This is a genomic window from Streptomyces sp. NPDC098789, assembly GCF_044759975.1.
Classification (GTDB): Bacteria; Actinomycetota; Actinomycetes; order Streptomycetales; family Streptomycetaceae; genus Streptomyces.
In genome coordinates, this window is record NZ_JBIWAJ010000005.1 from 1 (window position 1) to 6041 (window position 6041).

The following is a 6041-nucleotide window of genomic DNA, read 5'->3' on the forward strand; positions in this document are numbered from 1 at the left end:
CCGACACCCAAATCAAAATCCGCGGCTTCCGCATCGAACCCACCGAAATCGAAACCACCCTCACCACCCACCCCCACATCACCCAAGCCACACTCGCCACCCACCCGGACCACCACGGCACCCCGCAGCTGACGGCCTACGTCACCGCCGCCGGCCCGGACCCCGCGCCCGCCCCGCAGGACATCCGCATCTGGCTGCGCAGCCTGCTCCCCGACCACATGGTCCCGGCCTTCGTCGTGTTGCTGGACCGGCTGCCGCTCACCCCCAACGGGAAGATCGACAAGCGCGCCCTGCCCGCACCGCAGGCCGTCACCACGGTCGGCGGCCGCGAGCCCCGCACTCCCCTGGAGGAGACCGTGCGCGGCTACTTCACCGAGGCGCTGGGCGCGCCCGCGCCGCTCTCCATCGACGACGGCTTCTTCGACCACGGCGGCCACTCCCTGCTCGCCGCCCGCCTGACCAACCGGATCGCCACCACCCTCGGCGTCGCCCTCTCCCTGCGCGACATCTTCCAGAACCCCACCCCCGCCACCCTCGCCCACCGCATCGAGACCGCACGGTCCGAGGCGGCCGGCGCACCGGCCGCGCCCCGCCGGGCCCGCCCCGCCCTGCGCCGCCGCACCGGCACCGACCACGAACGGAGCTCCTCATGACCAGCACCGCCTCCTTCGACCTCGACCACGACGCCGACTTCCCGGCCCCGGCCCCCGACGACGTCGTGTGGGACCTGCCGGGCGAGGGTCCGCAGCGCCTCTCGCTGCTCGTCCTGCCGCACGCCGGCGGCAACGCCCACGCCTACGCCGAATGGCGCGAGCACCTGCCCGCCGACGTCCGGCTGCTGATCGGCCAGTACCCCGGCCGCGGCGCCCGGTTCGCCGAGGACCTCCCCCGCGACATCGCGGACCTGGCCGGCCCGGTCGTGGCCGCGCTGCCCGCCGGGGTGACCGAGGACCTGGTGGTGCTCGGGCACAGCATGGGCTCGCTGGTCGCCTTCGAGGTCGTACGGCTCCTGCAGGCGGCCGGGCACACGCCGCGCCACCTCGTCGCCTCCGCGTGCCGGGCGCCGTTCCTGCCCAACCCGAGCGCGGTGTACCCCGAGCGGCTCGACGACGACCAGTTGGTCGCGGCCATCAAGGAGCGCGGGGGCACGGACGACGGGATCCTCGACGAGCCGGAGCTGCGCGAGATCATCCTGCCGTCCATCCGCGCGGACTTCGCCATCGACGACGTCTACCGCTGCGCCGACGAGGCGGCCCGGGTGGACTGCCCGGTCCTGGTGGTCGGCGGGGACGCCGACCCGGTGGTACCGGCCGAGGCCCTGGAGCGCTGGGCGGAGGTCACCGACCACGACTTCGCCACCCGGATCCTGCCCGGCGGCCACTTCTACTTCCAGCAGCAGCTGCCCGCCTTCTTCGACCTGCTCTCCGGGGCGCTCGGCGCCCACGCGACCGCCACGTCCGCGTAACCGGCTCCGCGGGCCGGCCCCCGCGACCGCGCGGCCCGCCCGCCCCCTTCCGCCCCGAACTCCCTTTTCCCTTAAGGACTTTCCATGACCACCTTCGTCACCGCCCCCGCGCACACCGGGATCGACCCGGTCCGCGAGCCCGGCAAGCCCGTCGTCGTCCACACCCCGCAGGGCCTGGACCTCGACGCCGCCGTCGCCTGGGTCGACACCCACCGCGCCGCCATCCAGGCCGAGTTGCACCGCAGCGGCGCCGTGCTGCTGCGCGGGCTGCCCGTCGTCGACGCGGCCTCCTTCGCCCGGGCCCGGGACGCGCTCATCCAGCAGCGCGCCGGCTACAAGGAGAAGGCCACTCCGCGCACCGACTTCGGCGAGGGCGTCTTCTCCTCCACCGACCTGCCCGCCCTCCAGCCCATCCGGCTGCACAACGAGAACAGCTACACCCTCGACTTCCCCGGCGTGCTCCTCTTCGGCTGCGTGACCGCCCCCGAGGAGGGCGGCGCGACGACCGTCGGTGACATGCGCGAGGCGCTGCGGCTGCTGCCGCCGGAGCTGGTGGAGCGCTTCGAGCGGGCGGGCTGGCTGCTCGTGCGCAACTACTCCGAGCTGGCCGGGCTGCCCTGGTACAAGACCTTCGCGACCGAGGACAAGGCCGTGGCAGAGGCGTACTGCGACGAGAACGTCGTCGGGTACGAGTGGGTCGAGGACGACGACTCGATGATCACCCGCCAGCGTCGTTCGGCGATCGTCACCCACCCGGTGACCGGCGAGCGCACCTGGTTCAACCACTTCGCCTTCTGGAACGTGCGGACCCTGGACGAGGACATCCGCGAGGTGCTCGTGGAGACGTACGGCGAGGACGGCCTGCCCTTCAACACCTACCTCGGCGACGGCACCCGGCTCACGGACGCCGAGGTCGACACGATCAACGAGGTCTACGAGCGGGTGACCGTACGGGAGACCTGGCAGCAGGGCGACCTGATGATCGTCGACAACATCCTCTGCGCACACGGCCGCGAGGCCTTCAAGGGCGACCGCAAGATCCTCGTCGCCATGGGCGAGCCCGTCGCGCTCGACGACTGCTCCCCCGCCACCCAGCCGTCCACCACCGTCTTCGGGAAGTGACCACCATGACCGCCGTACTCCCCGAGCGTCCCCGCACCCTCGACGCCGTCCTCCCGCTGCCCCTCTCCCTCCCCCAGGACCCCTCCCCCGCCGATCTGCTGGCGCGGCTCGCTCTGGTGCCCGGCGCCCGAGCCGCCGTGGTCGCCGGCGACCGCGAGCTGGACTTCGACGCGCTGCGCGCCGAGGCCCAGCGGATCGCCGACCGGCTCACCGCCCGCGGGATCGGTCCCGAGAGCGTGGTGGCGCTGTGCCTGCCGCGCGGCGCGGACCTGGTGGCGGCGCTGATCGGCACGCTGACCGCGGGGGCCGCCTACCTGCCCGTGGACCCGAAGCTGCCCGCCGAACGGCAGCGCTACCTCGTCGAGGACGCGGGCGCCGACCTGGTCGTCACCTCCGGCGCCGGCGCGGCTCCGCTCGCCGAGGGCGTGCCGCACCTGCCGGTGGCCGAGCTGACCGCGCCGGGCGAGGGGCGCCCGTACGCCCCGGTGGCCGTGGGCGCCGACACGCTGGCCTACGTCATCTACACCTCCGGTTCCACCGGCCGCCCCAAGGGCGTCGAGATCGCTCGCGCCGCCGCCGCCGCGCTGCTCGCCGAGCTGGAGGGCGCGGGGATCGCCGTCACCGACGGCGGGCGGGTCGGCTGGAACGCCTCGCCGTCCTTCGACGCCTCCGTGCAGCAGTGGGTGCGGATCTGCCGCGGCGACACCCTCGTCATGATCGACGACGAGACCCGCGCGGACCCGGCGCTGCTGGCCGCGCTGGTCGACGAACAGGCCCTGACCGACCTGGACATCACCCCCTCGCACGCCGATCCGCTGCTGGACCTGCTGACCGCGGACGGCGGGCCGCGCCCGCTGACCCTGCTGATCGGCGGCGAGGCGATCAGCCCGGCCCTGTGGCAGCGCATCGGGGAGCGCACCCGCGCCGGGGTGCTGCGCGCGGTGAACCTGTACGGGCCCACCGAGTGCACCGTGGACTCCACGGCGGGCTGGATCGACGGGGCGGACGAGCCGCACATCGGCGCCGTCCTGCCGGGCCTGCTGATGCGGGTCCTGGACGAGGAGCTGAAGCCGGTCGAGGTCGGCGGCAGCGGCGAGCTCTACCTGGCGGGGCCGCGCGTGGGCCGCGGCTACCGCCGCCGTCCCGGGCTGACGGCGGAGCGGTTCGTGGCCGACGCGGGGCGGGCCCCCGCGGGCGGTGGCCGGATGTACCGCACGGGCGACCTCGTGCGGCTGCTCCCGGACGGCCGCCTCGGCTACCTGGGCCGGGCCGACGGGCAGGTCAAGCTGCGCGGTCACCGCATCGAACTGCCGGAGATCGAGGCGGCGGTGGCCGCGTACCCGGGGGTCGCGGAGGCGGCCGTGGTGCTGCTGGACGACGTCCACGGAGCGCCGGGCCTGGTCGCGTACTACCGGACCGCCGCCGCCGGGGGCTCCGCGGAGGCCGGGGCGGGCACGGTGACGGAGGCCGGGCTGCGCGAGCGGCTGGGCGCGGAACTGCCCGGCTACATGGTCCCCTCCGCCTTCGTGGCCCTGGAGCGCTTCCCCACCACGACCAACGGGAAGTTGGACCGCGCCGCGCTGCCCGCACCGGTGGCGCCCGCGGCGCAGCCGGCCGCTGCGAGCGCCGGGGAGGCCGCCGAGCTGACCAGCTCGCAGCAGCTGATCGCCCGGGTCTGGGCGGTCGTGCTCGGCGCCCCGCACATCGGGCCCGACGACAACTTCTTCAAGCTGGGCGGCCATTCGCTGCTCGCGATCAAGCTGGTGTCCCGGGTCCGCGCCGAACTCGGCGTCTCGCTGCCGGTCAAGGCGGTCTACGCCAACCCCCGGCTGCGCGACCTCGCCGCCTTCATCGACACGCTCGTCGACGCCACCGCCGCAAGCCAGGACCAGTGAGGACATGACCGTGATCCCGTTGTCGTTCGCCCAGCGCAGACTGTGGTTCCTGGGGCGGCTGCACGGCCCGTCGGCCACCTACAACGCGCCGGTGGTGCTCCACCTCGACGCGGTGCCCGACACCGCCGCGCTCGGCGCGGCGTTGGCCGATGTGACCGGCCGGCACGAGGTGCTGCGCACCGTGCTGCCGGCGGGCGCCGACGCGGAACCCCACCAGCGGGTGCTGACGGCCGCGGAGCTGCCCGGGCTCGTGGTGCAGGACTGCGCGCCCGGTGAAGTGGACCGGATCGTCGCCGGGTTCACCCGGGAGACGATCGACATCACGGTCGAACCACCCCTGCGGGCACGGCTGTTCGTGCCCGGTGACGGGACCTCGGTACTGGTCCTGCTGATCCACCACGTGGCCACCGACGGCTGGTCCGTGCGCCCGCTGCTGCGGGATCTGGGCTCCGCCTACGCGGCCCGGCTGACCGGGACCGCCCCCGCGTGGCAGCCGCTGCCGGTCCAGTACGCCGACTACGCGCTCTGGCAGCACGAACTGCTCGGGGACCCCGCCGACCCCGACAGCCTGGCCCGCGAGCAGCTGGACCACTGGCAGGCGGCCCTGGCGGGCGCCCCGGCCGTCATCGCGCTGCCCGCCGACCGGCCGCGCCCCGTCGAGCCCTCGGGCCGGGGGGCCACGCTGACCGCGCGGCTCGACGCCGCCGCCCACGGCGGACTGCTGGCGCTCGGTCGCGGCCGGCAGGCCACGATGACCATGGTGGCCCGCGCCGCGCTGGCCACCGCCCTCGGGGCGGTGGGGGCCGGGCAGGACGTGGTGATCGGGGCGCCCGTCGCGGGGCGTCCCGAGGAGGACCTCTACGACCTCGTCGGCTTCTTCGTCAACTCCCTGGCGCTGCGCACCGACCTCTCGGGCGACCCGGCGGTCGGCGAGCTGGTCGAGCGGGTGCGGGACGCGGACCTCGCCGCCTACGAGCACGAGGAGCTGCCCTTCGACCTCCTCGTGGAGCACCTCGCCCCGCAGCGCTCCCTGGGGCTGCACCCGTTCTTCCAGGTGATGCTGACCGTGGACGCGGGCGACGCCGCGGAGCCGGTGTCGCTCGGCAGCGGCCCGGGCGCGATCGGGGGGCGGCTCGCGGAGGTGGACCTCGCGGCCGCCAAGTTCGACCTGACCTGGTACTGCGCCCAGCGGCACACCGCGGACGGGCGGCCCGACGGGATCGACCTCGCCGTGCAGTTCGCCGAGGACCTCTTCGACGCGTCCACCGCACGCCTCCTGCTCGACGTCTTCGCCCGCACCCTCACCGCCTTCGCCACCGATCCGACCGCACGCCTGGGCCGACTCGACCTGCTCACCACCGAGGAGGGCGCCGCGCTCGACGCCCGCCGCTCCCACCTCGCGGCGCTGGCCGCCCGCGCCGAGGCCGAACGGGCGGCCGCCCCCGGCCCCCGCGGCGCGCACGCCCTCTCGCCCCGCGAGGAGATCCTCTGCGGACTCTTCGCCGAAACCCTCGGCCGCACCCACCACGACGGCGACGACAACTTCTTCCGCAACGGCG

The 6041-nt window shown here is 74.8% G+C and carries 5 protein-coding genes; all 5 read left to right on the forward strand.

Annotation, left to right across the window (positions count from 1 at the left end; translation table 11 throughout):
- Window positions 1–653: phosphopantetheine-binding protein (locus ACIQWR_RS12620; protein WP_404007539.1), on the forward strand; the 653-nt coding region annotated here is incomplete at its 5' end.
- Entirely contained in the window at window positions 650–1465 is an 816-nt protein-coding gene (locus ACIQWR_RS12625) for a thioesterase II family protein (protein ID WP_404007542.1), read from the forward strand. The genes ACIQWR_RS12620 and ACIQWR_RS12625, both read left to right, overlap by 4 nt.
- An 84-nt stretch (window positions 1466–1549) precedes the next feature.
- On the forward strand, window positions 1550–2587 hold the full coding sequence (locus ACIQWR_RS12630) for a TauD/TfdA family dioxygenase (RefSeq protein ID WP_404007545.1): 1038 nt from the start codon (window positions 1550–1552) through the stop codon (window positions 2585–2587).
- 5 nt (window positions 2588–2592) lie between these two features.
- Complete coding sequence (locus ACIQWR_RS12635; RefSeq protein ID WP_404007547.1) at window positions 2593–4482, forward strand: amino acid adenylation domain-containing protein; 1890 nt, start codon at window positions 2593–2595, stop codon at window positions 4480–4482.
- Between the two features lie 4 nt (window positions 4483–4486).
- A partial coding sequence (locus ACIQWR_RS12640; RefSeq protein WP_404007550.1) for a condensation domain-containing protein occupies window positions 4487–6041 on the forward strand: 1555 nt, incomplete at its 3' end.